Here is a 26,232-nt window from a genome sequence, read left to right as displayed (position 1 = left end):
CGGCGCCCGCCGCCAACCCCCCCCCCCCAACCAATAACACCCCCCCCCGCGCCCCCACCCCCCCCCCCCCCCCCCCCCCCCCCCGCCCCCCCCCCCCCCCCCCGCCCCCCCCCCCCCCCCCCGGCCGTGGTGGTGCCTCGCTGCCGCGGGCGGTCAGGGGGTCGTCGGGACCTGGATCTCGCCGGCGATGATGCGCTGGGTGTAGTCCTCGATCTGCGGCTGGATGTCGTCGATCTGGCCACCGCTGGTGGACAGGGCGATGCCCTCCGTGGACAGGTCGTTGACGATGTCCGTGCCGCCCTCGACGGAGCCCTCGGCGAAGTCGCCGATGAACGACTGGACCGCGAGGTCGACCCGCTTCAGCATCGAGGTCAGGATCACGGCCTTCTGGGCCTCGTCGTCGACGGTGTTGTACTGGTCGGAGTCGACGCCGATGGCGAGCTTGCCGGCGGTGACCGCCGCGGCGAAGACGCCGGTGCCCGACCCGCCGGCCGCGTGGAAGATCACGTCCGCGCCGTCGCCGTACATGACGTCGGCGATGTCCTCGGCCCGGTCGGGGGCGTTGAAGCCGGAGAAGTCACCCGCCGGGCTGATGTACTGCACGTCGACCCGGATGGCCGGGTTGACCGCCTGCGCCCCGGCGGTGAAGCCGGCCTGGAACTTCTGGATCAGCGGGCTCTCGACGCCACCGACGAAGCCGACGTGGTTGTTGGGCGACTTCAGCGCGGCGGCGACGCCGGCGAGGAAGGACCCCTGCTCCTCGGCGAAGAGCAGGCCGGTGACGTTGTCGGCGCCGAGCTCGGCGGCCGAGGAGTCGACGATCGCGAAGGTGGTGTCGGGGAAGTCCGCGGCCACCTCGCCGATGGTCGAGCCGTAGGCGAAGCCCACCGCGATGACCGGGTCGTAGCCCTGCTCGGCCAGGTTGGCCAGGCCCTCGGCGCGGTCGGAGCCGTCCTCGTTCGGGGTGAACTCCTGGACGTCGCCACCGTTGTCCTCGATGGCGGCCTGGGCGCCGGCGTAGGCCGAGTCGTTGAACGACCGGTCGCCGCGGCCGACGGCGTCGTAGGCCAGGCCGATCTTCAGCTCGTCGCCGCCGCCACCGCCGCTGCTGCCACTGCTGTCGCTGTCGTTGTCGTCACTGGCGCACCCGGCCAGTGCCAGGCTGCCGGCCAGCAGCAGGGCGCCGGCCCGCAGGCCGCCCTTCCTCATCCGCGCTCCGCGCACGACGCATCTCCTCCTCTTGGGGGCCGGCCGGTGTCGCCGGGGACGGCCCGGTGGGCTCGGTCGTCGAGGCTGCTCGCCCGCTGTGTGCCGGGTCGGCCGCCGACGGCGACGCCGAACGCTAGACACGCACGCCGCCCGCGCGACCAGCCGGGAGCCGGATAGAGACGCGATCGTTGCCAACCGGTCCCCCGGTCGGGCTCTTCGTCACCCGCACGAGGCCCCGGGCGGGGCTAGCGTCGGCGCTCGTGGGGGGCAGCGCACGGCGGCGGCTGGCCGTCGCGGCGACGGCGGCGGTCCTGCTGCTGCCGGGCGCGGGTCCCGCGCTGGCCGACCCGGCGCGGCCGACCGTGGACCCCACGGCACCGTCGCCCACCGCGCCGTACCCGGGGCTGCCGCCGCAGGGCAGCGCCCCCGACGGCAGCACGGTCGGCGGGAAGCGGCTGGGCACCCGGGGCGTCGTCGCCGCCGCGGGCACGCCCCCGCTGCCCGAGGGCGTCACCGCCGCCGGCTGGCTGGTCGCCGACGCGCTCACCGGGGACGTGCTGGCGGCGCGGGACCCGCACGGCCGCTACTACCCGGCGAGCACGCTCAAGACCCTGACCCTGCTCACCCTGGCCCCGGTGCTGGACCCCGCACAGGTGGTCGAGGGGACGCCGGAGGACGAGCAGGTCGAGGGCAGCCGGGTGGGGCTGGTGGCCGGCGGCCGGTACCCGGTGTCGCTGCTGTTCCTCGCGATGGTGCTGCAGTCGGGCAACGACGCGGCCAACGCCCTGGCCCGGGCCGCCGGCGGGGTCGAGGCGACGCTCGCGGCGATGAACGCGACGGCCGAGGCGATCGGCGCCTTCGACACGGTCGCGGGCACGCCGTCGGGGCTGGACGTCGCCGGGCAGTCCTCCTCCCCCTACGACCTGGCGCTGGTGTTCCGCCGGCTGGTCGCCGACCCGGTGACGGCGGCGGTGCTGGTCACGCCGACGGCGCAGATGCCGGCGGTGGAGGGCCGCTCCCCCGGCTACCAGATCCAGAACCAGGACCCCCTGCTGGGCGGCTACCCGGGCGACCTGGGCGGCAAGACCGGCTTCACCGACGCCGCCCGGCACACGTTCGTGGGCGCCGCCGAGCGCGACGGCCGCCGCCTGGTCGTCAGCGTGATGGCGGCGGAGAACGTGCCCGTGCGCGCCGCCGACCAGGCGCGGCTGCTGCTGGACTGGGGGTTCGCCACCCCGCCGGGGACGCCGGGCGTCGGCCGGCTGGTCGACTCGGGCGCCGAGGTGACCGCGGCCGCCGCCACCGCACCCCCGGCGTCGGCCGGCGCCACGTCGGGGGCCCCGTCCGGAGTGCCCACCGCCACCGGCGACCGGCCCGCGCCCGGCGCGGACGTCGGCGGGGACGCCCGGCCGGTGCTGGGGGTGCTCCTGGCGGTCGCGGCGGCCGGCGTCGTCCTGGCCACCGTCGCCGGCCGGCGCCGCGCGGTCAGCCGGCCGGGGCGGCCGCAGGAGCCGCGCTGAACCGGCGCAGCGTCGCCGTCCACGCGGCGGTGAAGAAGGCGAAGCGGAACACCAGGTTGATCCACACCAGGATCCCGACGGCGCCGCCGAGGGCCGAGGCGGTGACGCTGCCGTCGATCAGCGACAGGTAGTAGGCGCCGAGCCACTTGAGCACCTCGAAGCCGGCCGCGCCGAACAGCGCCCCGGGCAGCAGGTCCCGGAACCGGTGCCCGACCGACGGCACGACCCGCAGCAGCCACAGGAAGACCACGACGTCGGTGACCAGGGCGAGCAGCAGGCCCAGCAGCGTGGTGAGCAGCGAGGCGCCGCTGACGTCGTCGAGTCCCAGCGCCTCCAGCGTCAGGGTGGTGGCCCGCGTCGAGATCCCGGTGAGCCCCAGGCTGAGCAGCCCCACGGCGCCGAGCAGCAGCAGCGCCAGCAGGTCCTGGAGGTTGTCCCGCCAGAAGTCCGGCTCGTCGACCCGGCCGCGCCAGATCTGCTCCATCCCGATCCGCAGCTTGTCCATCGCCCGGAGCCCGGCGAGCAGGAAGCCGACCAGGCCGATCACGCCGGTGACCCCCGCCGAGCCGACCGCGCCGCGCAGCTGCTCGACGATGCTCTCGCCGGTGGAGCCGGGGAAGGCCTCGAGGACCGCGTCGTAGAGCTCCTGCTGCAGCAGCGCGTCGCCGGCCAGGACCAGCCCGACGATCGAGGCCGCGAGCAGCAGGACGGGGAACAGACCGAGGAACGTGAAGTAGGTGACGGCGGCGGCGAGCAGGTCGCCCTGGTTGCGCTGGTAGCGGCCCCCGGCGCGGGCGAGGTGGTCGAACCACCGCCAGCGGCGGCGCAGCGCCGCGACCGCCGCCTCCCCGCGCTGCCACAGCCGGTCGGTCCACCCCGGGCGTGCGGTCTCGCGGGTCTCCTGCGGCGGCTCGGGCCGGGTCCGGGTCGCGCTCACCGGCCCCAGTCTGGGGCCGGCCGGTCAGCTCAGCGCGCCGGCCCGCGCAGCGGGTACTCGCGCGCCACGACCCAGGCCCCCGACGGCGCCTGCTCGAACTCGGTGAAGTGCTCGACCCGGAACTCCGCCGACAGCTCGGCCAGCGCCGAGTACGCCAGGTCCAGCATGTCCGGGGAGACGTCGTGGGCCACCGTCACGTGCGGGTGGTACGGGTAGGCCAGCGGCCGGGCCAGCGGGCCGGTGCGGACGTCGTTGGCGAGCAGCTCGCACGAGCCGATCCCGCGCGCCACCGCGACGAACACCACCTCCGACACCGGCGAGAACGTGCCGGTCCCCGCCAGGTGCATGTCGAAGGCGGGGTGCCGGCGGGCGACGTCGGCCAGGTGCGCGGTGATCGCCGGCCGCTCGGCCGCGGGCACCTCGGTCGGCGGCAGCAGCGTCACGTGCGGGGGCACGAGGCCGGCCTGCGGGTCGCCGCACTTGGCCCGCCAGTCCGTGAGCAGCTGCGCCCACGGCTCGGGGACGGCGACGACGACGCCGAGCAGCGCGGTCTCCGCGCGGACCCCGCGGCTGCGGGGCACGAACGTGTCGTCGTTCAACGGCTCGGAGGTCATGCCCGCGGCCCCGCCGGCGGGAGGAAGCCGACCCGCTCGTACACCGCGGCCACCGTCTGCGCGGCGACCTCGCGGGCGCGGGCGGCCCCGTCGGCCAGCACCCGCTCGAGCTCCGCCCGGTCGCCGAGCAGCTCCTGCGTGCGCTCCCGGATCGGTGTCACGAAGTCGACGACGATCTCGGCGAGCTCCTTCTTGAGGTCGCCGTAGCCGCGGCCGGCGAACTGCTCCTCCAGCGCGGCGACCGGCGTCCCCGACAGCGCGCTGTGGATCGCCAGCAGGTTGGTGATCCCCGGCTTGCCCACGGGGTCGGCGACGATCTCGCGGCCGGTGTCGGTGACGGCCGAGCGGATCTTCTTCGCCGTGACCTTCGGGTCGTCCAGCAGGAGCACGCAGCCGGCCGGCGGCAGGCTCTTGCTCATCTTCTTCTCCGGCGACTGCAGGTCCATGACCCGCGCGCCGCCCTGCGGGATGAACCCCTCGGGCACGGTGAAGGTGTCGCCGAAGCGGCCGTTGAACCGCACGGCCAGGTCGCGGGTCAGCTCCAGGTGCTGGCGCTGGTCGTCGCCGACCGGCACCTGCGCGGCCTGGTAGACGAGGATGTCGGCGGCCATCAGCACGGGGTAGGTGAACAGCCCCACCGAGCTGCCGGCGGTGCCCTCGCGCTGGCTCTTGTCCTTGAACTGGGTCATCCGGCTGGCCTCGCCGAACCCGGTGAGGCACTCCAGCACCCACGACAGCTGCAGGTGCTCGGGCACGTGGCTCTGCACGAACAGCGTGCTGTGTGCGGGGTCCACGCCCAGCGCGATCAGCTGCGCGGCGGAGGCGAGGGTGTTGGCGCGCAGCTCCGCCGGGTCCTGGGGCAGCGTGATCGCGTGCAGGTCGACGACGCAGTAGAAGGCCTCCGTCGTCTCCTGCAGCGCCACCCACTGCCGCAGCGCACCGAGGTGGTTGCCCAGGTGGAACGAGCCCGCCGTCGGCTGGATGCCGGAGAGCACACGGGGAAGAGGCACGTCGGCCATCAAACCAGCCCGGAGCAGCGGCGGGACCGCCGCTCCCGGCTGCGGGAGCGAACCCCGAGGCCGGGACGGGCGAGTCCGGTCACGCGCCCGGCGTGGCGACAGGCTGCGCGGCGAGGACGTCGTCGAGGGCGGCGAGCAGGACGTCGTCCTCGTCGGGTGCCCCGACGGTCACCCGGATCCCCTCGCCGGCGAACGGCCGGGTGATGACCCCGCGCGCCTCCAGGGCCGCCGCGAGCTCCGCCGTCCGCTCAGCGACGGGCAGCCAGACGAAGTTCGCCTGGCTGTCGGGCACGTCCAGGCCGCGGTCGCGCAGGGCGGCGGTGAGCCGGTCCCGCTCGGCGACCACGGCGGCCACGCGGCGGCGCACCTCGTCCTCGCTGGCCAGCGCGGCGACCGCGGCGGCCTGGGCCAGCATCGAGACGCTGAACGGGACGTGCGTGCGGCGGACGGCGTCGGCGACGGCCGGGTCCTCCGCCACCAGGTAGCCGACCCGCAGCCCCGCCAGGCCCCACGCCTTGGAGAACGTGCGGAGCACCGCCACGTTGGGCCGGCCGCGCATCAGCTCCGTCCCGTCGGGCACGTCGGGGTCGGTGACGAACTCCCGGTAGGCCTCGTCCAGCACCACGAGGGTGCCGGCGGGCACGGCGTCCAGGAAGCGCTCCAGCGCCGCCCGGCGCACGGCGGTGCCGGTCGGGTTGTTCGGGTTGCAGACGAAGACCACGCGGGTGCTCTCGTCGACCGCCGCGGCCAGCCCGTCGAGGTCGTGGGTGTCGGCGGGGCCACCGGGCCGGCCGGGCACCAGCGGCACCTGCACCGACCGGGCACCGGCGACCTGCGCCAGCAGCGGGTACATCTCGAAGCTGCGCCAGGCGAAGGCGATCGAGCTGCCCGGGTCGTTGAACGACTGGGCCAGCTGCTGGCACAGCATCACCGCGCCGCACCCGGGCACGACCTGCGCCGGGTCCACGCCGTACCGGGCGGCCAGCGCCTCGGTGAGGACGACGGCGCCGTTGTCCGGGTAGCGGTTGGTCTCGGCGGCCGCGGTGGCCAGCGCCTCGACGACGGCGGGCAGCGGCGGGAAGGCCACCTCGTTGCTGGCCAGCTTCACCGCCCGGGCCACGCCGAGCTCGCGCGCGAGGTCGGCCGGGTTGCGACCGGGCTTGTAGGCCGGCAGCGACTGCACCGCCGGGCGTGCGCTGACCACGTCGTCCGTCCTCCCGGGGGTGCTCCCGCCCCGCGCGGCGCGTGCGTGCGCTCCGCCGTCCCTAGGGTGGACCCCATGCGCGTACTCGTCGCCGGCGGCGCCGGCTACATCGGCAGCGTAGTCACGGCCGACCTGCTGGCGGCCGGGCACGAGGTCACGGTCCTGGACGACCTCTCCACCGGGCACGCCGACGCCGTCTCCGAGGGCGCCCGCCTGGTCCGGGCGACGCTGCACGAGTCGGCCCCGGTGCTGGCCGAGGTGCGCCCCGAGGCGGTGCTGCACTTCGCGGCCAAGAGCCTGGTCGGGCAGTCGCAGGTCGAGCCGGAGGTCTACTGGGAGACCAACGTGGGCGGCTCGCTGGCGCTGCTGGAGGCGATGCGCGCGGTCGACTGCCGGCGGATCGTCTTCTCCTCCACGGCGGCGACCTACGGCGAGCCGGAGCAGGTGCCGATCCGCGAGGACGCCCCGACCCGGCCGACCAACACCTACGGCGCGACGAAGCTCGCGGTCGACGCGATGCTGACCTCCTACGCGGCCGCGCACGACTTCGCGGCGGTCAGCCTGCGGTACTTCAACGTCGCCGGCGCCGCGCACGGCCTCGGCGAGCGGCACACGACCGAGACCCACCTCATCCCGATCGCGCTGCAGGTGGCGGCCGGGCAGCGGGCGGCGCTCACCGTCTACGGCGAGGACTACCCGACGCCGGACGGCACCTGCATCCGGGACTACATCCACGTGCAGGACCTCTCCGACGCCCACCTGCTCGCCCTCCCCGCGCCGCGGCCCGGGGAGCACCGCGTCTACAACCTCGGCAACGGCACCGGCTTCTCGGTGCAGGAGGTCGTCGACGCGGTCCGGCAGGTCACCGGGCACCCGGTGCCGGTCGAGGTCGGGCAGCGCCGCGCCGGTGACCCGGCGCAGCTCGTGGCCTCCAGCGACCGCATCCGCGCGGACCTGGGCTGGACGCCGCGGCACACCGACCTGGCCGGCATCGTCCGCGACGCCTGGGAGACGGCCCGGACCCGCGGCTGACTGCTGCCCTTCCCCAGGCATGGGAGGCGATCCCCACGTCCCCGGCCGGAGGACGTGGGGATCGCCTCCCATGCCGAGGGGTCAGGAGCCGGCGGTCGGGGTGGGCACGGTCGCCGGGTCGACCGGGGCCGGCGGCTCCGGGCGGGTCACCGACAGCCGCGCGATCCGGCGCCCGTCCAGCTCGACGACGCTCAGCCGGCGCCCCTCGACCTCCACGACGTCGCCCACCTCGGGCAGCCGGCCCAGCTCGGCCAGCACGTACCCGGCGACGGTCTCGTACGGCCCCTCGGGCAGCCGCAGGCCCGTGACCTCGGCGAAGTCGTCGAGGTTGAGCAGCCCGTCGACGTCCTGCGGGCCACCCGGGACCTCCGCCGGCTCCGGCGCCACGTCGTCGTCGTACTCGTCGTAGATCTCCCCGATGACCTCCTCGATGAGGTCCTCGAGCGTCACGATGCCGTCGGTGCCGCCGTACTCGTCGACGACGATCGCCAGGTGCTGGTTCTCCCGGCGCATCTCAGACAGCGCGGTGAGGACGCCGGCGGTCCCGGGCAGGCGCTTGACCTCGCGGGCCAGGTCGCCGACCGTGGCCGCCCGCCCGGCCGGGTGCCCGGGCAGCAGCAGGTCGCGGATGTGCACGAAGCCGACGACGTCGTCCTGGTCGCGGCCGACGACGGGGTAGCGCGAACGGCTGGAGTCGGCGACCTGGCGGGCGGCGCGGCTGGCGGTGAGCGACGCGTCCAGGAAGTCCACCTCGGTGCGCGGCGTCATCACCTCGCGGACCTCGCGGTCGCCGGCGCGGAAGACCTCCCCGATGAGCTGGCGCTCGTCGCTGCTCAGCGACTCGTGCGCGGCGACCAGGTCCCGCAGCTCCTCCTGGCTGATCTGCTCGCCGCTGGCCTTGGGGTCGCCGCCGAGCAGCCGGACCAGCAGGTTCGTCGACCGGGACAGCAGCCAGATCACCGGGCGGGCGGCCTTGGCGATCCCGTTGAGCGGCGCCGCGACGAGCAGCGAGAAGCCCTCGGCCCGCTGCAGGGCCAGCCGCTTGGGGGTCAGCTCCCCCACCACCAGGGACAGGTAGCTGATGGCGATGGTGACCAGGACCAGGGCCAGGGTGCCGGCCAGGCCCTCGGACATCCCCCGGTCGACGAGGACGTCGGCCAGCGGCTCGGACAGGGTGCTGGCACCGAACGCGGCGGAGAAGAAGCCGGCGAGGGTGACCCCGACCTGCACGGCGGCGAGGAAGCGGTTGGGGTCGCTCAGCAGCCGGGCGACCGCCCGCCCCCGGCGCCCGCCGCTGTCGGCGAGGGCGCGCACCTGCGACTCGCGCAGGGAGACGAGCGCGATCTCCGCTCCCGAGAAGGCGCCGCCGATCAGGACGAAGACGACGACCATGACGATGTTGAGCCAGACGTCGCTCACCGGCGGCGTGCTCCTGTCGGGTCGGGTGCTGCGGACCGGGACCATGCTGCCCGCCCCGGGGCACGGTGCCCACCGGGCACCCCCCGGCGGGTCACCCCGGCTCGCCGGAGGACGCCGGTGTGACGTGCCCAGATCCCATTCCGTCACGGATCAGTCACAGCTAGTCTCCACGAATCACATCCGTGGAATTGGCAGATCGTGAGGTCCCCGTGCACCACATGCCGGCCGGTCCGTCGCTGCGCACCCGGCTGCTGGCCCTCCTGCGGCGCCGGGCGGCCCTCCTGTCGGGTGCGGCCGTCAGCGCCGGCGCGGCGGTCGCCGTCCTGGGGACGTTGCTGCTGGTGAGCGGCGCCGCGGGCGGCGCGCGCACCGTGGACGCCTCCGCCACCACGGGAGCGGACCTCGACCAGGGGACGGTGCGACTGGGCGTGGACGGCGCCCCGGCCGCGGACTCCCCGGCGCCGGCGGCTCCGGACACCGCGACCGGCGCGACGGCCGGGAGTCGGGCCCCGGGGACGACGCCGGGGACCACGCCGGGGACGACGCCGGGGACCGTGCCCGGCACCACGCCGGGCACCGCGTCGGGCAGCGCGCCCCGCACGTCGGCCGGCTCCTCGACCGCCTCCCCGGGATCTGCGGGGACCGCCTCCGCCGGCGCGGCGTCGACCGGAGGGTCGCCGACCCAGCAGGCCCCGTCCGCCCAGCCGCCGACCCAGCAGCCGCCGGCCGAGGAGGAGCCGGCCGAGGAGGAGCCGGCCGAGCAGCCGACCCGGCCGGCGCCCGGCTCCGCGACCGCCCCGGCCCAGCCGGCACCGGACGCGGCCCCCGCGTCCGCCCCCGTCTCCGCCGAGGGGCAGGTCCTGGCGCTGGTGAACGAGGCGCGGGCCGAGGCCGGCTGCGCCCCCGTCGCCGCCGACGCCGGCCTGGCCGCCGTCGCCCGCGCGCACAGCGCCGACATGCGCGACCGCGGCTACTTCGACCACGTCGACCCTGACGGGCTGGGCCCGGTCGACCGGGCGGCCGCCGCCGGGCAGTCGGCGCGGGCGGAGAACATCGCCCGCGGTCAGGCCGACGCCGCCGCCGTCGTCCGGTCGTGGCTGGCCAGCCCCGGACACCGGGCGAACGTCCTGGACTGCGGGCTCACCCGGCTCGGGGTCGGGGTCGCCGACGGCCCCGGCGGCCCCTGGTGGACCCAGCTGTCCGGCTGAGTCCGGACACACGACGGCCCCCGCACCCAGAGGGTGCGGGGGCCGATCGTGGCCCCGTCCGGAGGCTCGCGCCGCGCGGACCGTGGCGTGAGCCTCCGGACGGGGCCCTCCCTCAGGCCATGGCCTTCTGCAGGTTCCCGTCGATGGCCGCCAGGAAGTCCTGGGTGTTCAGCCACGGGCTGTCCTTGGAGATCAGCAGCGCCAGGTCCTTGGTCATCTGACCGCTCTCGACGGTCTCGATGCAGACCTTCTCCAGCGTCTCGGCGAACCGGGTGACCTCGGGGGTGCCGTCCAGCTTGCCGCGGTGGGCCAGGCCCCGGGTCCAGGCGAAGATCGACGCGATCGGGTTGGTCGACGTCTCCTTGCCCTGCTGGTGCTGCCGGAAGTGCCGGGTGACCGTGCCGTGCGCGGCCTCCGCCTCGACCGTCCGGCCGTCGGGGCTCATCAGCACCGAGGTCATGAGGCCGAGCGAGCCGAAGCCCTGCGCGACGGTGTCGGACTGCACGTCGCCGTCGTAGTTCTTGCACGCCCAGACGTAGCCGCCCTCCCACTTCAGGGACGCGGCGACCATGTCGTCGATGAGCCGGTGCTCGTAGGTGATGCCGGCGGCGTCGAACCTGTCCTTGAACTCCGCCTCGAAGACCTCCTGGAAGAGGTCCTTGAACCGGCCGTCGTAGGCCTTGAGGATCGTGTTCTTCGTGGAGAGGTACACCGGGTAGTTCCGGTTGAGGCCGTAGTTCAGCGAGGCCCGGGCGAAGTCGCGGATGGACTCGTCGAGGTTGTACATCGCCAGGGCCACGCCGGCGCCGGGCGCCTGGAAGACCTCGTGCTCGATCGGCGCGGAGCCGTCGGCCGGGGTGAAGGTCACCGTCAGGGTGCCCTCGCCCGGGAAGCGGAAGTCGGTCGCCCGGTACTGGTCACCGAAGGCGTGACGGCCGACGACGATCGGCTTGGTCCAGCCCGGCACCAGCCGCGGGACGTTCTCCATGATGATCGGCTCGCGGAAGATGACGCCGCCGAGGATGTTGCGGATCGTCCCGTTCGGGGAGCGCCACATCTTCTTGAGGCCGAACTCCTCGACCCGCGCCTCGTCCGGCGTGATGGTGGCGCACTTGACGCCGACGCCGTGCTTCTTGATGGCGTTGGCGGAGTCGACCGTCACCTGGTCGTCGGTGGCGTCGCGGTGCTCGATGCCGAGGTCGTAGTACTCGAGGTTCACGTCGAGGTACGGGAGGATCAGCTGGTCCTTGATGAACTGCCAGATGATCCGCGTCATCTCGTCGCCGTCGAGCTCGACGACGGTGCCCTCGACCTTGATCTTGCTCATGGTTCCCTCTCTGCAGCTCCGACCGGGTGTGGTCGGAGGTCGGCTCACATGTCGGCGATGTCCGCCTGCTTGGCACGCACGGCCTCGGCCGCCTCGCGCAGCCCGGTCAGCTCGCTCTCGGTCAGGTCGCCCTCGACGACCCGCCGAACCCCGCCGCGCCCGATCTCGGCCTCCACCCCGAGGTAGACCCCGGAGACGCCGTACTCGCCGTCGACCCACGCGCACACGGGCATGACGGCCCCGGAGTCCTCGATGACCGCCTTGGCCATGCGGGCCGCGGCCGCCGACGGGGCGAAGTAGGCCGACCCCGTCTTGAGCAGCGCCACGACCTCCGCCCCACCGTTGCGGGTGCGGGTGACGAGCTCCTCGATGCGCTCGGCGGGGAGCACGTCGGCCAGCGGCTTGCCGTCGACGGTGCACCGGGACGGCACCGGGACCATGGTGTCCCCGTGGGACCCGAGCGTCAGGGTGCGCACCGAGGCGACGGGGACCCCGCACTCCTCGGCGACGAAGTGGCTGAACCGGGCGGTGTCGAGCATCCCCGCCTGGCCCATCACGCGGTGGCGCGGGAACCCGGTGGCGATCTGCGCCAGCGCGGTCATCTCGTCGAGCGGGTTGGACACGACGATGACCACGGCGTCCGGGGAGGTGCGGGCGACGTTCTCCGCCACCTGCCGGACGATGCCGGCGTTGGTCTCGATGAGGTCCATCCGGCTCATGCCGGGCTTGCGCGGCAGGCCGGCGGTGATCACGACGACGTCGGACCCCTCGGTGCCCTCGTAGGACCCGCCCCCGACCCCGACGACCCGGGTCTCGAAGCCCTCGATGGGGCGCGACTGGTTGATGTCGAGGGCCAGGCCCTCGGGCTTGCCCTCGACGATGTCGGTGAGCACGACGGTCTCGAGGACGTCGTACTCGGCCAGACGGAGAGCGGTGGTCGAGCCGTAGAAACCGGCACCGACGACGGTGACCTTCCCGTTCCGAGGCTGCTCTGCCATGGCGGCCAACCTAGCGCCAGAACGCACTCCCGCGCCTCAGCGGGTGGACGGCGGCAGGAGCGGGACCCCGGCAGGATCGGCCGGGATCAACAGGGCGATGGTGACGACGGCGGCACCGACCACGGCCATGAGGACGACGTCGACCGTCCGGCTGCGGACGGCGAGGAAACCGACCCGGCGCACCGGCAGCAGCAGCCGCAGGAGTGCGGCGACCACCAGCGCCACCCCGATGACGACCAGTCCGCGGCGCCAGTACTCGAGGGCGACCATCGCGAGCCCGACCGCGACCGCGACCAGCACCGCGAGCAGCGGCAGCTGCCGCAGCAGCCCGGCGAGGAAGGGCCGGCGGGTGTAGAGCGGCGGGCGCGCCACGGCCGTCACCGGCCGGTCGTCACGCGGGGACCCCGGCCGCGCGCTCGGCGGCCAGGACGACGTTCTGCAGCAGCATGGCGCGGGTCATCGGCCCGACGCCGCCGGGGTTGGGGGCGACGAACCCGGCGACCTCGACGACGTCCTTCGCGACGTCCCCGGCGATCTTCCCGTCGACCCGGCTGACCCCGACGTCGAGGACCGCGGCCCCCGGCTTGACGACGTCCCTGGTGACCAGGCCGGGGACCCCGGCCGCGGCGACCACGACGTCGGCGGAGCGCAGGTGCGCGGCCAGGTCGCGGGTGCCGGTGTGGCAGAGGGTCACCGTGGCGTTCTCGCTGCGGCGGGTCAGGAGCAGGCCCAGCGGCCGGCCGACGGTGATGCCGCGTCCGACGACGACGACCTCCGCGCCGGCGATCGGCACGCCGTGGCGGCGCAGCAGCTCGACGATGCCCACCGGGGTGCACGGCAGCGGCCCGTCGACCCCGAGGACGAGCCGGCCGAGGTTGGTCGGGTGCAGGCCGTCGGCGTCCTTGTCCGGGTCCATCGCCTCGAGGACGGCGTACTCGTCGACCTGACGGGGCAGCGGCAGCTGCACGATGTAGCCGGTGCAGGCCGGGTCGGCGTTGAGCTCGGCGACGACGGCGAGCACGTCGGCGAGGCTCGCGGTGGCGGGCAGCTCGCGCTGGATGCTGGCGATGCCGACCTGCGCGCAGTCGGAGTGCTTGGCGTTGACGTACCAGCGGCTGCCCGGGTCGTCGCCGACCAGCAGGGTGCCGAGGCCGGGACGGCGTCCCGCGGCGGTCAGCGCGGCCACGCGCTCGGTCAGTTCGGTCCGGATCGCGGCGGCGGTCGCCTTGCCGTCGAGGGTCGTGGCGGGCACGGGCCACAGTCTGCCCGAGAGGTCTCCGCGCCGACCGCTGCGGCCCTAGGCTGACCGGGCAGTGGGCGTCTCCCCGCGCCCGCGCGACCCCGCGAGGAGAGCCGATGAGCGAGCGCGACCAGTCCCCCGCCACCCCCCAGTGGTCGGGACAGCCGCCGGTGGACTGGCGCGCCGACACCACGCCGGGGATCACGCAGCAGCCCGCGGGTGGCACGTACTCCGGCGCCGGGGCCAGCGCCGTCGGCGCCGGTACTGCCGCGGGAGGGCCCGGGTGGTCCGGCGAGCACGCCGGGCCGTACGCGGGCCGGCCGGCCGGCGACCACCCCGGCCGGCACGCCGGGCCGGGCGAGCACCCGGGTTCGGGGGCGGCCCTCACCGCGCCGCAGTACTCGACCTCGCCGGTCACCGTGCGGCGGCCGGACGTGCTCGCCGCGCTGCTGCTCGTTCTCGCCGGCATCGCGGCCGCGATCAGCCTGCTGCTGGAGTGGCTGCGCGGCAGCAGCGACACCGGCTGGGACCTCGTCGACCGCGGCCTCGAGGTGCTCTCGCGCGACTTCGGCGTGTTCGTCGACCGGGGCTTCTGGGAGCCGGTGGCGATCGTGCTCGGGGGCGGCGTCCTGCTGGTGCTGGGGCTGCTCGTGCTGGTCCCCGCCCGCAGTCACCGCACGCTCGGCGTCCTGGCGCTGCTGGTGTCGCTGCTGGCGGCCGCCGCGGTCGTCGTCCTCGCCAACGACCTCGACTGGGACGTGCAGGAGTTCGGGATCGGCCTGTGGGTCGCCGTCGCCGTCGCCGGACTCGGACTGCTCGGCGCCTTCAAGGCGATGCTGACCGGTCCCCGGCTCCGGTAGCCGCGGGCGCCGTCAGGCGCGGCGGCGCCGGTCGGCCTGCATGAGGTGGACGACGATCCCCTGGTAGCCGTGCGCCACGTAGTCGGAGATGTCCGCGCAGGCGATGCGGCCCGGCAGCGGCGCCCGGTCCTCGCGGGGCAGGTGCGGCTTGCGCGACCGCGGCAGGAACGAGCGCAGCGTGCGCCGGGTCGCCGCCGTCGCCTCCCGCGCGTACTCCATCCGGCCCACCGGGACGTCGCTGCGCTGGTGGACCAGGTCCTTCCAGACGGCGACGGCGCAGCCGATCAGCAGGACGAGGAGGAGAGCGGCGAGCATGCCCACATCATCGGCGGTCCAAACCCCGTGACGGAAGGGTCCGGGTCACACCGGTCCCAGGGGTCTCAGTCGGTCACGAGGGCCCCGTGGGCGCGCGCCACCTGGACCGACTGGGTGAGGTCCAGCCGCACCCCGGTCAGGTCCAGCGCCCGCCAGTTCACCCCGTCGGTGTCCGCGCCCCGCAGGTCGCTGCCGCGCAGCTTCGCCCCCTGCACGCGGGCGCGCACCAGGTCCGCGCCGGTCAGGTCGCACTCGCGCAGGTCGGCGTCGGTGAGATCGGACTCGGTGAGGCGCTGACCGGACAGGTCCGAGCCCGACAGGTCGACGCCCCGCAGCGACGTCCAGCTCCAGTCCGTGTCGGTCGAGGTCAGCGGCCGCAGCGTCGCGCCCAGGAACTGCGAGCCGGTCAGCTTGCAGCCGTCCCAGACCGCGTCGAACAGCCGCGCGCGCTCGAAGCGGCAGGACAGGAACGCCGTCCCCACGTGCCGGGACCCGGCCAGCCGGGCGCCGGTGAGCACGCAGTCGGTGAAGACGCAGCGCCGGGTGACGACCTCGGTCAGGTCGGCGTCGTCGAAGCGGCAGCCGGTGAAGGTCACCTCGACCAGCTCGGCGCCCCACCAGTCCACGCGGGCCAGGTCGGCGCCCTCCAGCACCGCGCCGTCCTCCGGCGGCCGCACGTGCGGCCGTCCCGGCACGAGCGCCGCCCTCAGTGCGCGAAGTGGCGGGTGCCCGTGAGGTACATCGCGATGCCGGCGGCGGCCGCCGCCGCGACGACCTCCCCGTCACGGACGGAACCCCCGGGCTGGACGACGGCCCGCACGCCCGCGTCGGCGAGCACCTGCAGGCCGTCGGCGAACGGGAAGAACGCGTCGGAGGCGGCGACCGACCCGGCGGCCCGCTCCCCCGCCCGCGCGACGGCCAGCCGCGCGGAGTCCACGCGGTTGACCTGCCCCATGCCGACGCCGACGGTCGCCTTGTCGTGGGCGAGCAGGATCGCGTTGCTCTTCACCGCGCGGACGCTGCGCCAGGCGAAGACGAGGTTGTCCAGCTCGGCGGCGTCCAGCGGCTCGCCGGTCGCCAGGGTCCAGCTGGTCGGGTCGTCACCGGGGGCGTCGATGCGGTCGGCCTGCTGCAGGAGGACGCCGCCGCTGATCGGCCGGGACTCCACGGCCCCGCGGGCGTCGGTGGGCAGCCGCAGCAGCCGGATGTTCTTCTTCGCCGTCAGCACCTGGACGGCGTCCTCGGTGAACGACGGCGCCACGACGACCTCGGTGAAGACGTCGGCGACCTGCTCGGCCATCGCCAGGTCGACCTCGCGGTTGGCCGCGATCACCCCGCCGAACGCCGACACCGGGTCGCAGGCGTGCGCCTTGCGGTGGGCGGCGGCGATGTCGGCGCCGACGGCGATGCCGCACGGGTTCGCGTGCTTGATGATCGCCACGCACGGGTCCCGGTGGTCGGCCGCGGCGCGCCAGGCGGCGTCGGTGTCGACGTAGTTGTTGTAGGACATCTGCTTGCCGTGCAGCTGCTCGGCGTGCGCCAGCCCCGGCTGCCCGCCGCGGTACAGGGCCGCCTGCTGGTGCGGGTTCTCGCCGTAGCGCAGGACCTCGGCGCGCTCCCAGCTCGCCCCGGCCCAGGCCGGGAACGGCGACTCGTCGTCGGGCGCCACCACGCTGCCCATCCAGGAGGCGACCGCGATGTCGTAGGACGCGGTGTGCCGGAACGCGGCCGCGGCCAGCCGCTGCCGCTCGGGCAGCGTGAAGCCACCGGCGCGGACCGCGGAGAGGACGTCGGCGTACCGGGCCGGGTCGACCACGACGGCGACGGACGGGTGGTTCTTGGCGGCGGCGCGGACCATCGCCGGGCCCCCGATGTCGATCTGCTCGACGCACTCGTCGGGGGTCGCGCCCGAGGCGACGGTCTCGGTGAAGGGGTACAGGTTGACCACGACGAGGTCGAACGCGGCGATGCCGAGCTCGGCGAGCTGGGAGACGTGCTCGGGCCGGCGCCGGTCGGCGAGGATCCCCGCGTGTACTGCGGGGTGCAGGGTCTTCACCCGGCCGTCGAGGCACTCGGGGAAGCCGGTGACCTGCTCGACGGGGGTGACGGCGATGCCGGCGTCGGCGATCCGGCGGGCGGTCGCGCCGGTGCTGACCAGCTCCACACCCGCCTCGGCCAGGCCGCGGGCCAGCTCCTCGATGCCGCTCTTGTCGTAGACGCCCAGCAGGGCGCGGCGCACGGGGACACGGTCGGGGGTGCGGTCGCTCATCGGGGGTTCTCCCTGGGGGTGCGTGCGGAGGGCGACCCGGCGGCGACCCGGGCCACCGTGTCCACCAGGAGCGTCCGCTCCACGGCCTTGATGCGTTCGTGCAGGCGGTCCTCGTCGTCGCCGGGCAGGACCGGGACCTCCCGCTGGGCGATCACCGGGCCGGTGTCGACGCCCGCGTCGACCCAGTGCACGGTGCTGCCGGTGACCTGCGCGCCGGCGGCCAGGGCGTCCCGGACCGCGTGGGCCCCGGGGAAGGCCGGCAGCAGCGCGGGGTGGGTGTTGAGCAGGCGGCCGCCGAACGCGTCGAGCACCGCCGGCCCCACGATCTTCATGAACCCCGCCGAGACGACGAGGTCGGGGCGGTGCGCGGCGATGGCGGCGGCCAGCGCCCGGTCCCAGGTGGCGCGGTCGGCGTGGTCGCCGAGCCGGCAGACGAAGGTGGGCAGGTTGCGCCGGCGCGCGTGCTCGAGGCCGGGGGCGTCGCGGTCGGCGCCCACCGCGACGACGGTGGCCGGGTAGCCGGGGTCGTCGGCGGCGTCGAGGAGCGCGGCACACAGCGACCCGGTGCCGCTCACCAGCACGACGACCCGGGCGCGCCGGGTCGGTTCGGCGGACGGCACCCCGCGATCCTATGAGGCCCGCCCCGGCGCCCCTGCCCCGTGGGGTCGGGCGGTCAGTCGCCCGACCGCCACCGGGCTCCCGCGGCGCCGACCGCCGCGGCGATCCCGGCCTGGGCCGCGACCGCGATGCCCGTCGCGAGGGGCGGTGCGCCGACGTCGGCCAGGGCGCCGTCGCCGAGGACGCCACCACCGGCCCAGGTGACGGCTGCGGCGCCGACGCCGACCAGCACCCCGGCGAGCAGCCCGGCCAGCCCGGCGACCACGGGGCCGCCGTCCCCCCCGGCCAGCCGGCGCCCCACCGCCACCCCGGCGACCAGGCCCGCGAGGGCGGGGATCGCCTGGGACACCCAGGCGATCAGCGGGACGGCCTGGGTGTCCGGCAGGGCCGCGAGCAGCGGCAGGGCGGGCAGCGGGCCCAGGGTCACCCCGTGCACCGAGACCAGGGTGCCCGCGCCTACGGTGAAGCCCGGCCCGGCGGCCAGCCCCAGGACGGCGGCCGCCGCGTTCGGCAGCAGGAGCACGGCCAGGCCCAGCGTGCCGACGGCGCCGGCGCCGGAGCCCCCGAGCCCCTCGGTGAGCCGGCCGTAGCCCCGCGCGTCGGCCGCGACCGCGATCGCGACCACCGCGGTGCACAGCGCGAGCGCGGCGAGCAGGCCCGCCGCGGCGGCCCGCGGTACCGGGCGCAGGGACCCGGGGAGGCGGTCGAGGAGCGCCTCGAGGGCGCCGGTCTCGCGGGCCACCCCCCAGCCGGTGGCCGCGGCGGCCAGGACGGCGGCTCCGGCCACGGCCTGCAGCAGGCCCCGTCCAGGGGCCCCGACGGCGACGGCGACGAGCAGCGCGAGCAGGGTGTGGACCCCGGCGACGGCCCCGACCACCTCGGCGGCGCCGCGCCCCCGGGTCACGGTCCGCGCGGCCACCACCCCCCGGCCGGTGCGCGCCAGCGTCCACCCGATCCCGGCGGTCAGCAGCAGCGGGGCGAGGGCCAGCGGCCCCGACTCCAGGGAGAGCCGGCCGCCGTGGGCGAGCAGCCACAGCCGGCCGGCGAGCGTCGCGGAGCCCCCGACGGACATCCCGCCGGTGGGGTCCAGGCTCTGGACGACGACGAGCGCCAGCCCCAGGCCGAGCAGACCCAGCGCGGTGAGCGCGGCGGCGGCGGCCGCGGCGAACCAGAGGGGGTGCCCCGGGGTCCGCCGTCCGGGCGACGTCAGGCGGGAGAGCAGCGGCAGCACTCCCCCACTCTCCCAAGTGCGGTGCCCGCCCGCGGGAGGCACGCGCCGGGAACGCCACGAGGGCCGGTGACCCGTGGTCACCGGCCCTCGTGGGGTGCCTGCGGTCCCCCCGTGCGGGAGGGCGCTCAGCTGCCGTCGGTGGGCTGCCCCGGAGCGGTCCCGGAGCCGGGCTGGACCGGCGGCGGGGGCGGGGGCGGCGAGTACGGCTGCTGCGGCTGGCCGTACGGCTGCTGGGGAGCCGCCGGCTGGCCGTACTGCTGCGGCTGCCCGTACTGCTGCTGCGGGGGCTGCGGCTGCCTGTACTGCTGCTGCGGGGGCTGCGGCTGGCCGAACTGCTGGCCACCGGCGCCCGGGCCGCTGTGGGTGCCGGACCGGCGCGACGCCTGGAACGTCTTCAGCTCCGGCAGCAGGGACAGGACGGCGAGGACCGTGATCGCCAGCGACAGCAGGAACGCGATGAGCGCGATGACGCTGAAGCCGGTGTCGTCCGGGAAGATCTGCTCCAGCTGCTCGTTCAGGCTGAACGTCGAGATCCAGGCGATCAGCGCGAACAGGAAGCCCAGGCCGGCGAGGCCCGCCGTGACGAAGCTGCGCGGGAAGGGCAGCGTCAGCTTCGCGACGGCCGACCCGATCGCCCACAGCGCGGCGAGCAGGAACAGGATCCAGGCGAAGACCATCAGTCCCGAGGCGTACTCGATGCCGTTGTCGCTGAACCCGTTGGCCGACTCGTCGATGCCGAAGTCCGGCTGGTCGAAGCTGAACCACGGGATGATCATGAAGACCGTGAGCAGGACCCACAGGCCGGCGATGAGCCAGTCGAAGAGCTTCACGCGCGAGAGGTCGAACCCGGATCCGCCGCTGCGCCCGCCGGCGAAGGTGGGCTGCTGGCCGTAGGCCGGCTGCTGGCCGTACGCGGGCTGCTGGGGCTGACCCGCCGGCGGCTGCTGCCCGTAGGCCGGCTGCTGGGGCTGACCGTAGGGCGAGGACCCGGCCGGCTGCTGGCCGTACCCGGGCTGCTGCCCCGGGGCCGGTTGCCCGAACCCCCCGGGCTGCTCGGGCGGCTGACTGCTGCTCATCTGGGGTGCTTCCCTTCGTTGGTGCCGACCGGCGAGGGGGGCTCACCGGGGCCCGCCGCACCCGCGAGCGGGTGCGGCGGTGCGGTGGTCAGGCGCCGCCGCTGGGCTGCCCCGGCTGCGTCCCCTGACCCGAGGCCGGCGGGAACTGCTGCTGCGACTGGCCGTACTGCTGCTGCGGGGCCTGCGGCTGACCGTAGGGCTGCTGCGGGGCCGGCTGCTGGCCGTACTGCTGCGGGGCCGAGGGCTGGCCGTACTGCTGCTGCGGGGCCGGCTGCTGGCCGTACTGCGGCTGGCCGTGGGCCTGCTGGGGGGCGGTGCCGAAGGCGGGCGCCTGCTGGTTGGCCCACTGGGCCGCGTTGGCGAGCCCGCCGGGCAGCCCGGGGCGGTTCTTGAGCTCAGGGAGCAGCCCGAGGACGGCGAAGGCCACGATGGCGAGCGTCACCAGGAGGGCCAGCAGGCCGATGAAGCTGAACTCCAGGTCGAACGCCTTGATCCACAGCACGAGCGTGAACACGGCCGCGAGCGCGGTCAGGCCGACGGTGACGTAGCCGCGGGGGAAGCCCAGCCGCAGCGGGGCGACCGCGGGCAGCAGCGCCCAGACGGCGGCGGCCAGCAGGCACAGCAGCGACAGCGTCGCCCAGGGGCCGGGGATGTCCCACGCGTTGAAGTTCTCGGAGAAGTCCGAGCCGAAGCCCTCGTAGTCGTAGTCGACCCACGTGAAGAAGGAGAGGACGAGCCACACGAGCGCCCCGCCCGCGACGACGTGGTCGGCGAGCCTCAGCCGCTTGGCGTCGAAGGCGAACTGGCCGCCGGAACCGGCTGGCTGGCCGTAGGGGTTGTGCTGCGGCTGACCGTACGGCTGCTGCCCGTAGGGCTGCTGCGGCTGCTGCCCGTACGAGGGCGGACCGGCAGGCTGCTGGCCGTACCCCGGCTGCTGGGGCGGCTGACTGCTCGACATCGGTCGGTTTCCCTCCGTGATGACACTGTGACGGGGCGATGCTCGCGTGCTGATGTTTCCGCACGCAACCTCGCCACGCACACGGATCCCCCGTGCGGGTCGCTTTCGTGACCGGGCCGCAACACACCCGGCCGGCCGCGGCCGTCCCCGGTCGCCGCAGCCGGGGACGCCGCTGCCCCGGCCCTCCGGGAGGAGGGGCCGGGGCAGCGGGCGGGGTGCGGGCGCCTCCCCGAGGGGAGGCGCCGCGTCAGGCGCCGACGATCTCGCGCATGAGGCGGGCGGTCTCCGACGGGGTCTTCCCGACCCGCACGCCGGCGGCCTCGAGGGCCTCCTTCTTGGCCTGGGCGGTGCCGGCCGAGCCGGAGACGATGGCACCGGCGTGACCCATGGTCTTGCCCTCGGGCGCGGTGAACCCGGCGACGTAGCCGACCACCGGCTTGGTGACGTTGGCCTTGATGAAGTCCGCGGCGCGCTCCTCGGCGTCACCACCGATCTCACCGATCATGACGATGGCCTCGGTCTCCGGGTCGTCCTGGAAGGCCTGCAGGCAGTCGATGTGCGTGGTCCCGATGACCGGGTCGCCGCCGATGCCGACGCAGGTGGAGAAGCCGATGTCGCGCAGCTCGTACATCATCTGGTAGGTCAGCGTGCCCGACTTGCTGACCAGGCCGATCTTGCCCTGCTTGGTGATGTTGGCCGGGATGATGCCGGCGTTCGAGCGCCCGGGGCTGATCAGCCCGGGGCAGTTCGGGCCGATGATCCGGGTGGCACCGCCCTGGGCGTGGGCCCACACGTAGGTGGAGTCGTGCACCGGGATGCCCTCGGTGATGACGACGGCGAGCCCGATCTGGGCGTCGACCGCCTCGATCGCGGCGGCCTTGGCGAACGGCGGCGGCACGAAGATGACGCTGACGTCGGCGCCGGTCTCCTTCATGGCGTCGGCGACCGAGCCGAACACCGGGACGCTGGCGCCGTCGAAGTCGACGCTGGTGCCGGCCTTGCGCGGGTTCACGCCGCCGACGATCGCGGTGCCGGAGGCCAGCATGCGCTGCGTGTGCTTGCTGCCCTCCGAGCCGGTCATGCCCTGGACGATGACCTTGCTGTTCTCGTTGAGGAAGATCGACATCTGTACTGAATCCTGTCTTGGGAGGGGGGCGCCGATGGCCCCGTCCAGAGGCTCGTCCCGAGCCTGCGAGGGATGAGGAGGACGGGGTCCTTGCTCAGGCGGCGGCGAGCTCGGCGGCCCGGCGCGCGGCGCCGTCCATCGTGTCGACCACGGTCACCAGCGGGTGGTTCGCCTCGGCGAGGATCCGGCGGCCCTCGTCGACGTTGTTGCCGTCGAGGCGGACGACCAGCGGCTTGGTCGCCTCGTCGCCGAGGATCCCGAGGGCGCTGACGATGCCGTTGGCGACGGCGTCACAGGCGGTGATCCCACCGAAGACGTTGACGAAGACGCTCTTCACGGCCGGGTCGGAGAGGATGATCTCCAGGCCGTTGGCCATGACCTCGGCCGAGGCGCCACCACCGATGTCGAGGAAGTTGGCCGGCTTCACGCCACCGAACTCCTCGCCGGCGTAGGCGACGACGTCCAGGGTGCTCATGACGAGACCGGCGCCGTTGCCGATGATGCCGACCTCGCCCTCGAGCTTGACGTAGTTGAGGTCCTTCTCCTTGGCGCGCGCCTCGAGCGGGTCGGCGGCGGCCTTGTCCTCCAGCGCCCCGTGCCCCTCCTGGCGGAAGGAGGCGTTCTCGTCGAGGGTGATCTTGGCGTCCAGGGCCAGGACGGTGCCGTCGGGCGCCTTGGCCAGCGGGTTCACCTCGACCAGGGTGGCGTCCTCCTTGCTGAAGACGTCCCACAGCTGGACGGCGATCGCGATGACCTGGTCGCGGACCTCGGCCGGGAAGTTCGCGGCGTCCACGATCTCGGCGGCCTTCTGCGCGTCGACACCGACGGAGGCGTCGACCGGGATGCGGGCCAGCGCCTCGGGGCGCTCGACGGCCAGCTGCTCGATCTCCATGCCGCCCTCCTTCGAGGCCATCGCCAGGAAGGTGCGGTTGGAGCGGTCGAGGAGGTAGGAGAAGTAGTACTCCTCGGCGATGTCGGACGCCTGGGCGACCATCACCTTGTGCGTGATGTGGCCCTTGATGTCCAGACCGAGGATGTCCTGCGCGCGCGCCCGGGCCTCGTCGGCGTCCGCCGCGAGCTTGACGCCACCGGCCTTGCCGCGGCCGCCGACCTTCACCTGGGCCTTGACGACGACCTGCTGGCCGATCTCGCGGGCGATCGCCTCCGCCTGCTCCGGCGTCTCCGCCACACCGCCGGGGAGCACGGGCACGCCGTGCGAGGCCAACAGATCACGGGCCTGGTACTCGAAGAGATCCACGAACAGGCACCGTAGACCGCGGCCGACCCGGCCGTCTCCTCGGCCTTTCGGGTGGTGGGCGGTGTCACAGCACCGGCCCTCCGATCGGGTCGCCGCGGTCGGGGCAACCGCCCTGCTCAGGCCCCGGAGCGCGCGTCACCGGTGCTCGCGGACCGGTCACCCGCGGGCCGGCTCCCCGCTCCGGCGGCGCGCAGCCACGCGACGACGTCCTCGGGCGGCGTGCCCGGCCCGAACGCCCGGACCCCGCCCGGGAGGTCGCCCTCGGTGGCGCCCAGCAGGAACCCGGCGACGTCGTCGGCGCCCGCCCGGGCCGCCAGCCCGAGCACCTCCGCCAGCAGCGCGGGCGGCCCGCCGGCCAGCCCGAGGGCGTCGGCGTCCTCCTGGACCAGCGTCGCAGCCAGCTGCGCCGGCGACCCGCCGACTCCCGTGTGCACCACCTCGGCCCCGGCGTCGCGCAGCGCGCGGGCCAGCGCGATCGCCGCCGGCACGTCGGGGGACCCTCCCCCGGCGCCGGGCTCGGCGACCACCACGCGCAGGCGTTCGGCGTCCACGGCGGCAGCCTGGGAGCACCGGGCGCGGCCGGGGTCAGCCACCGGCGGCCGGCCGCCGGCGCAGCCGCCACACCAGGACGGTGAGGGCCGCGTAGCCGAGCCCGAGGAGGAGCAGGCCGGCACCCGGCAGCGTCCAGTCCAGCTCGGGCGCCCGGGCGTCCCGGATCCCGGCCAGTGCCGCGGCGAGGACGGTGGAGGTGATGGCCAGCAGGCCGCCGACGGCCGCGAGGCGGGGCCGCAGCGACGGCGACAGCACCGAGCACAGCAGGATCGCGCCGGCCAGCAGGAGACCGCCGAGCAGCGCCCAGCCGGGGCGACCGTACAGCGCCTCGGGGCCCTGCTGCTCGACGACGACCTCCTCCAGCGTGCGCGGGTTGGTCACCACGAGCTCCGGCAGGCCGACCGCGGGCGCCGCCAGGCACAGGACGGTGCCGACCCCCAGCAGCGCGGCGAGGCCGGCCAGCCCGGGCCGGACGGGGTCGAGGGCGCCGTCGTCCTCCATGACCGTGCGGCCCCAGGCCGCCACGGCGAGGGCGCCGGCCAGCACCAGGCACGCGAGGGCCAGCACGCCCAGCCACCAGCCCGCGCCCCGCTCCACCGAGCTGGTCACCACCCAGGCCCCGGCCAGCGCCTCGCGCCCGGCGCGCGCGGTGCTCGCCGCGCCGTTGTGCACCTCGATCAGCAGCGCCCCCAGCGCCAGCGACCCGCCGACGGCGGCGTATGCCAGCCCGAACTTGGGCAGCCGGCCGGCCGCCAGCAGCGCCCCGACCGCGATCGAGGTCAGCGGGACGACGAGGCCGGCGAGGACCCCGGCGACCCCCGCCGCGAGCGTGAGCCGCTCCCCGCCCACCACGAGGTAGGTGGGGGACAGCGCCGCGACGCCGAGCAGCCCGGCCAGGACCAGCAGGACCCCGGCGACGCGGGCCAGGACCGGGGTGTCGCCGACGACCAGCGCGTACCCGCGCTCCGGCTCGGGGACCGGCCGACGGCCGGGGACACCGCCGTCCCGGCGCGGTCGGGGTCCGCGGGCGGGCACCGGCCGGGCGCCTCCGGAGCGCCGGGCGGAGGCACGGGCGTGGCGGGTCGGACGGTCGCGCGCGGGCACGGTGGCCCCCCTTCCTCCGAGGTCACGAAGCGGCGTCGATGCAGGCCGGACCGGGTGTCCGATGTGTGACGTGCACCACGCGCCGGTATTACCGTCGGGTGAACGGAGCACGACGGGTGCTCGGTGACCGGTCCCCCCGCGGGGCCCACGGGGAGGGAGCGTCGTGAGCAGCTCCCCCGACCCGGCGCCGGTCCCAGCGTCGCACACCGAGGGCCCGCCGCCGGCCGCGCCACGAGGCGTCCTGCGCGCGCTGGCGCGGCCGGCGACGCTGACCGGCGGGATCACCGAACTGGCCCTCGTCGGCGCGCACGTGCTCATGTACCCGCTGGGGGCGCGGACCGAGGTGCTGCGCCCCGACCTGACCCGCCGGCCGGTGCCGGCACCGCCCACCGTCCGGGCGCGGTTCGCCGCCGATCCCCTCGCCGCACGCGTCCCCGTGCTGCTCGTGCACGGCCTGGTCGACAACCGTTCGGTCTTCACCGGGATGCGCCCCAGCCTGCGCCGCCGCGGCTTCGCCTCGGTGTGCACCTGGAACTACAGCCCGATGCTGGCCGACACCGCGCGTGGCGCCGAGGACCTCGGCCGGGAGATCGAGCGGATCTGCGCGCGGACCGGGCACGAGCGCATCCACGTCGTGGGCCACAGCCTGGGTGGCCTGATCGCCCGGTACCACCTGCAGCGGCAGGAGGGCGCGCAGCGGATCCAGAGCCTGGTCACCCTCGGCACCCCGCACGAGGGCTCGGTGCTCGCCCACCTGCTGCCCACCCCACTGGTCCGGCAGCTGCGGCCCGGCTCACCGCTACTGCGCGAGCTCGCCGAGCCCGCCCCCGACTTCACGACGCCGGTCACCGCGATCTACAGCGACCTCGACCAGCTGGTGCTGCCCACCAGCGCCGCCCGCTGCGACCACCCCGACATCGGCGCGCGCAACGTCCTGGTCCGCGGGGTCGGCCACATGTCGCTCCCGTTCTCCCGGTCGGTGATCGACGAGGTCGCGGCCACGCTCGCCGGCCTGCGCGGCGACGCCCCGCCGGCCGCGGCCGCCGCCTGACGCATCCGGCACGCGGGGCGCCGGGCCGGGTGTCGCCGTCCTCACCGGGTCGACACGGCGACACGCAGGCTCGGTTGCCCGGCATAC

The 26,232-nt window shown here is 75.3% G+C and carries 26 protein-coding genes; 5 read left to right on the top strand and 21 right to left on the bottom strand.

Annotated features, from left to right (window positions below; genetic code table 11):
• Positions 1–153 precede the first annotated feature (153 nt).
• Positions 154–1,209: a BMP family lipoprotein gene (locus ACI781_RS03810; protein WP_456564734.1), complete on the bottom strand. Its 1,056-nt coding sequence runs from the start codon at positions 1,207–1,209 to the stop codon at positions 154–156.
• A 260-nt stretch (positions 1,210–1,469) separates the two neighbouring features.
• On the opposite strand from ACI781_RS03810, the gene ACI781_RS03805 reads away from it, so the two are divergent.
• A complete protein-coding gene (locus ACI781_RS03805; RefSeq protein WP_456564733.1) occupies positions 1,470–2,729 on the top strand; it encodes a D-alanyl-D-alanine carboxypeptidase family protein in 1,260 nt (419 codons plus the stop codon).
• Here the strand turns inward: ACI781_RS03805 and ACI781_RS03800 are convergent.
• The 4 genes from ACI781_RS03800 to hisC all read right to left on the bottom strand — a co-directional run bounded on the left by ACI781_RS03800 (position 2,695) and on the right by hisC (position 6,503).
• Entirely contained in the window at positions 2,695–3,666 is a 972-nt protein-coding gene (locus ACI781_RS03800; protein WP_456564732.1) for a YihY/virulence factor BrkB family protein, read from the bottom strand. The genes ACI781_RS03805 and ACI781_RS03800 overlap by 35 nt on opposite strands.
• Before the next feature lie 29 nt (positions 3,667–3,695).
• Entirely contained in the window at positions 3,696–4,280 is a 585-nt protein-coding gene (locus ACI781_RS03795; protein ID WP_456564731.1) for a 2'-5' RNA ligase family protein, read from the bottom strand.
• Entirely contained in the window at positions 4,277–5,299 is a 1,023-nt protein-coding gene (gene trpS, locus ACI781_RS03790; protein ID WP_456564730.1) for a tryptophan--tRNA ligase, read from the bottom strand. The genes ACI781_RS03795 and trpS overlap by 4 nt, the downstream gene beginning before the upstream one ends.
• Before the next feature lie 79 nt (positions 5,300–5,378).
• A complete protein-coding gene (gene hisC, locus ACI781_RS03785) occupies positions 5,379–6,503 on the bottom strand; it encodes a histidinol-phosphate transaminase (protein ID WP_456564729.1) in 1,125 nt (374 codons plus the stop codon).
• A gap of 75 nt (positions 6,504–6,578) precedes the next feature.
• On the opposite strand from hisC, the gene galE reads away from it, so the two are divergent.
• Complete coding sequence (gene galE / locus ACI781_RS03780) at positions 6,579–7,535, top strand: UDP-glucose 4-epimerase GalE (RefSeq protein WP_456564728.1); 957 nt, start codon at positions 6,579–6,581, stop codon at positions 7,533–7,535.
• A gap of 81 nt (positions 7,536–7,616) precedes the next feature.
• Here galE and ACI781_RS03775 read toward each other — a convergent pair whose 3' ends face one another.
• Entirely contained in the window at positions 7,617–8,954 is a 1,338-nt protein-coding gene (locus ACI781_RS03775; protein WP_456564727.1) for a hemolysin family protein, read from the bottom strand.
• Between the two features lie 218 nt (positions 8,955–9,172).
• On the opposite strand from ACI781_RS03775, the gene ACI781_RS03770 reads away from it, so the two are divergent.
• Entirely contained in the window at positions 9,173–10,162 is a 990-nt protein-coding gene (locus tag ACI781_RS03770) for a CAP domain-containing protein (protein ID WP_456564726.1), read from the top strand.
• A 112-nt stretch (positions 10,163–10,274) separates the two neighbouring features.
• Here the strand turns inward: ACI781_RS03770 and ACI781_RS03765 are convergent, their stop codons facing one another.
• Genes ACI781_RS03765 through ACI781_RS03750 form a run of 4 tightly spaced genes read right to left on the bottom strand, consistent with a single transcriptional unit; the run spans position 10,275 to position 13,739 of the window.
• A complete protein-coding gene (locus ACI781_RS03765; RefSeq protein ID WP_456564725.1) occupies positions 10,275–11,489 on the bottom strand; it encodes an NADP-dependent isocitrate dehydrogenase in 1,215 nt (404 codons plus the stop codon).
• 44 nt (positions 11,490–11,533) lie between these two features.
• Positions 11,534–12,487, bottom strand: coding sequence for a malate dehydrogenase (gene mdh, locus ACI781_RS03760; protein WP_456564724.1), 954 nt, complete (start codon positions 12,485–12,487; stop codon positions 11,534–11,536).
• Positions 12,488–12,523: 36 nt separating this feature from the next.
• A complete protein-coding gene (locus ACI781_RS03755) occupies positions 12,524–12,868 on the bottom strand; it encodes a DUF3017 domain-containing protein (RefSeq protein WP_456564723.1) in 345 nt (114 codons plus the stop codon).
• Between the two features lie 10 nt (positions 12,869–12,878).
• Entirely contained in the window at positions 12,879–13,739 is an 861-nt protein-coding gene (locus tag ACI781_RS03750; protein WP_456564722.1) for a bifunctional methylenetetrahydrofolate dehydrogenase/methenyltetrahydrofolate cyclohydrolase, read from the bottom strand.
• A gap of 104 nt (positions 13,740–13,843) precedes the next feature.
• Between ACI781_RS03750 and ACI781_RS03745 the strand changes: the two genes are divergently transcribed.
• Entirely contained in the window at positions 13,844–14,587 is a 744-nt protein-coding gene (locus ACI781_RS03745) for a hypothetical protein (protein ID WP_456564721.1), read from the top strand.
• A 12-nt stretch (positions 14,588–14,599) separates the two neighbouring features.
• On the opposite strand, the gene ACI781_RS03740 is transcribed toward ACI781_RS03745, so the two are convergent.
• The 11 genes from ACI781_RS03740 to ACI781_RS03690 form a co-directional block, all read right to left on the bottom strand.
• Positions 14,600–14,902 (bottom strand): hypothetical protein, encoded by a 303-nt coding sequence (locus ACI781_RS03740; protein ID WP_456564720.1) that lies wholly within the window; start codon positions 14,900–14,902, stop codon positions 14,600–14,602.
• Positions 14,903–14,967: 65 nt separating this feature from the next.
• The gene (locus ACI781_RS03735) at positions 14,968–15,579 is read right to left on the bottom strand and encodes a pentapeptide repeat-containing protein (protein WP_456564719.1); all 612 of its coding nucleotides are present in this window, start codon (positions 15,577–15,579) and stop codon (positions 14,968–14,970) included.
• Positions 15,580–15,608: 29 nt separating this feature from the next.
• Positions 15,609–17,171 (bottom strand): bifunctional phosphoribosylaminoimidazolecarboxamide formyltransferase/IMP cyclohydrolase, encoded by a 1,563-nt coding sequence (purH, locus tag ACI781_RS03730; protein WP_456564718.1) that lies wholly within the window; start codon positions 17,169–17,171, stop codon positions 15,609–15,611.
• Positions 17,168–17,791 carry a phosphoribosylglycinamide formyltransferase gene (gene purN, locus ACI781_RS03725; protein ID WP_456564717.1) on the bottom strand — a complete coding sequence of 208 codons (624 nt, stop codon included), beginning with the start codon at positions 17,789–17,791 and terminating at the stop codon, positions 17,168–17,170. Before purN ends, purH begins: the two co-directional genes overlap by 4 nt.
• A gap of 53 nt (positions 17,792–17,844) precedes the next feature.
• Positions 17,845–19,020 (bottom strand): cell division protein PerM, encoded by a 1,176-nt coding sequence (locus tag ACI781_RS03720; RefSeq protein ID WP_456564716.1) that lies wholly within the window; start codon positions 19,018–19,020, stop codon positions 17,845–17,847.
• A gap of 125 nt (positions 19,021–19,145) precedes the next feature.
• Positions 19,146–20,096: a hypothetical protein gene (locus ACI781_RS03715; protein WP_456564715.1), complete on the bottom strand. Its 951-nt coding sequence runs from the start codon at positions 20,094–20,096 to the stop codon at positions 19,146–19,148.
• Between the two features lie 88 nt (positions 20,097–20,184).
• Positions 20,185–21,054, bottom strand: a complete 870-nt coding sequence (locus ACI781_RS03710) for a hypothetical protein (RefSeq protein ID WP_456564714.1) — start codon at positions 21,052–21,054, stop codon at positions 20,185–20,187.
• Positions 21,055–21,301: 247 nt separating this feature from the next.
• Positions 21,302–22,180, bottom strand: coding sequence for a succinate--CoA ligase subunit alpha (gene sucD, locus ACI781_RS03705; protein WP_456564713.1), 879 nt, complete (start codon positions 22,178–22,180; stop codon positions 21,302–21,304).
• A gap of 94 nt (positions 22,181–22,274) precedes the next feature.
• The gene (gene sucC, locus ACI781_RS03700; RefSeq protein ID WP_456564712.1) at positions 22,275–23,438 is read right to left on the bottom strand and encodes an ADP-forming succinate--CoA ligase subunit beta; all 1,164 of its coding nucleotides are present in this window, start codon (positions 23,436–23,438) and stop codon (positions 22,275–22,277) included.
• A 116-nt stretch (positions 23,439–23,554) separates the two neighbouring features.
• Entirely contained in the window at positions 23,555–23,989 is a 435-nt protein-coding gene (locus ACI781_RS03695; protein WP_456564711.1) for a methylmalonyl-CoA mutase, read from the bottom strand.
• Between the two features lie 34 nt (positions 23,990–24,023).
• Entirely contained in the window at positions 24,024–25,025 is a 1,002-nt protein-coding gene (locus ACI781_RS03690; protein ID WP_456564710.1) for a hypothetical protein, read from the bottom strand.
• 232 nt (positions 25,026–25,257) lie between these two features.
• Here ACI781_RS03690 and ACI781_RS03685 point away from each other — a divergent pair, with 232 nt between their 5' ends.
• Positions 25,258–26,145, top strand: coding sequence for an alpha/beta fold hydrolase (locus ACI781_RS03685; RefSeq protein WP_456564709.1), 888 nt, complete (start codon positions 25,258–25,260; stop codon positions 26,143–26,145).
• Positions 26,146–26,232: the final 87 nt, after the last annotated feature.

The organism is Blastococcus sp. SYSU D00695 (genome assembly GCF_054050555.1).
Note: the sequence above shows the minus strand (reverse complement) of the source record. Positions and strands in the feature narration are given on the sequence as shown.